This is a genomic window from Methyloceanibacter sp., from assembly GCF_049590335.1.
Taxonomy (GTDB): domain Bacteria; phylum Pseudomonadota; class Alphaproteobacteria; order Rhizobiales; family Methyloligellaceae; genus Methyloceanibacter.
The window spans coordinates 1-1,882 of sequence record NZ_JBAWCQ010000163.1 but is presented as its reverse complement, the minus strand read 5'-3'; the positions used below and the strand labels follow the sequence as shown (position 1 = coordinate 1,882).

Below are 1,882 nucleotides of genomic sequence, written 5' to 3'. Positions count from 1 at the left end.
GCTTCGGAAAGTGATGCGCCGCCAGCCGGCAGGTGACGAGGTGGAAGCTGGTATCGGGGAAGGGGAGGTCTTGGGCGTTCGCGCGCCGGGTGACCACGTTCGTCAGGCCCCGCTCCTTGGCGAGCCGCTTCACCTCGGCCAGCATTTCCGGCGTGATGTCGCTGGCAGTCGACTTGGCGATGTTCGGCGCGAAGGCCAGCGCCGTGTGTCCGGCCCCGGTGGCAATGTCCAGCTGCCGCCAGGTGGGCTCCGGGTCAATCAGCTCGGTGAGCCGGGCGAGCGAGGGCCCTTCGGCATGGATCGCGCAGGCCGCGTAGTCGGATGCCGCCTCACCAAATTTCTTCTGGACCAGCGATGTCATGCCGCGTCTCCAAAAAGGGCGGGAATGCCTGAGCGGCGCGCTAGTGCAGGTTGCGGATGTCGACGAAGTGCCCAGCGATGGCAGCCGCCGCGGCCATTTGCGGCGATACCAGATGGGTGCGCCCCAAGCGTCCCTGGCGGCCCTCGAAATTACGGTTCGAGGTCGAGGCGCAGCGCTCGCCGGGTGACAGCTTGTCCGGGTTCATGGCCAGGCACATCGAGCAGCCCGGCTCGCGCCATTCGAAGCCGGCGGCGGTGAAGATCTTGTCGAGACCTTCCTCTTCAGCCTGCAGCTTCACGAGGCCGGAGCCCGGCACGATCATCGCGTTCAGGTTCTCGTTGACGTGCTGGCCTTCCACGACCTTGGCCACGGCGCGCAGGTCCTCGATGCGGCCGTTGGTGCACGATCCGATGAAGATGCGGTCGAGCGCGATGTCGGTGACCTTCTCGCCGCCCTTGAGGCCCATATAGTCGAGCGCGCGGACCGCCGCCTGACGCTTCGAAGCGTCGGCGATCTTTCCCGGCGTGGGGACGTTACCCGCCACGGAGACCACCTGTTCAGGGCTCGTGCCCCAGGTGACGATGGGCGGCAGGTTGGCCGCGTTCAGCTCGATCTCCGCGTTGAAATGCGCGCCTTCGTCGGAGAAAAGGGTCTCCCAATGGGCCTTCGCCATTTCGAATGCCGCCCCCTTCGGCGCCCGCGGGCGGCCCATGATGTAGTCGAAGGTCTTCTGATCGGGTGCTATCAGACCGGCGCGGGCGCCGCCCTCGATCGACATGTTACAGACGGTCATGCGGCCTTCCATGCTCAGGTCGAGAATGGCCTCGCCCGCGTACTCGATGACGTGGCCGGTGCCGCCGGCCGTGCCAATCTCGCCGATGATGGCCAGGATGATGTCTTTGGCGGTGACGTTCTCGGGCAGCTTGCCGTCGACGCGCACCAGCATGTTCTTGGCCTTTTGCTGGATCAGCGTCTGGGTGGCGAGCACATGCTCCACCTCGGAGGTGCCGATGCCATGGGCCAAGGCGCCGAACGCACCGTGGGTCGAGGTGTGGCTGTCGCCGCACACGATCGTGGTGCCGGGCAGGGTGAAGCCTTGCTCGGGGCCGACCACGTGCACGATGCCCTGGCGCTCGTCCAGCTCGTGATAATAGTCGATGCCGAAATGCTCCGCGTTCTGGGCGAGCGCTTCGACCTGGATCGCCGAATCCGGATCGTCGATGCCCTTGGAACGGTCCGTGGTCGGCACGTTGTGGTCCACCACGGCGAGCGTCTTCTCGGGCGCGCGCACCTCGCGACCGGTCATGCGCAGTCCCTCGAAGGCTTGCGGGCTCGTGACCTCATGGACGAGGTGCCGGTCGATATATAGGAGGCTGGTCCCGTCGGGGGCCTCGTGGACCAGATGTTCGTCCCAGATTTTATCGTAGAGCGTGCGGGGCTTTGTCATGGGCGTGAACTCAACCTTTCGGATCCTCACGCTTCAGATAGCGATTGAATCCGCAAATTCCAGCTCTGCGGCAA

At 65.3% G+C, this 1,882-nt stretch carries 2 protein-coding genes; both read right to left on the bottom strand.

All coding sequences use genetic code 11. The features are described 5' to 3' along the window. Positions 1-361 (bottom strand): class I SAM-dependent methyltransferase (locus tag WBQ77_RS12130; protein WP_424060449.1); only part of this gene is annotated, 361 nt, incomplete at its 3' end. Between the two features lie 40 nt (positions 362-401). Then, on the bottom strand, positions 402-1,808 hold the full coding sequence (leuC, locus tag WBQ77_RS12125) for a 3-isopropylmalate dehydratase large subunit (RefSeq protein WP_424060448.1): 1,407 nt from the start codon (positions 1,806-1,808) through the stop codon (positions 402-404). Positions 1,809-1,882 lie beyond the last annotated feature (74 nt).

Bases quoted from the DNA above. Each gene is read 5' to 3' on its own strand.
- leuC (WP_424060448.1), bottom strand. From the start codon at position 1,808: ATGACAAAGCCCCGCACGCTCTACGATAAAATCTGGGACGAACATCTG.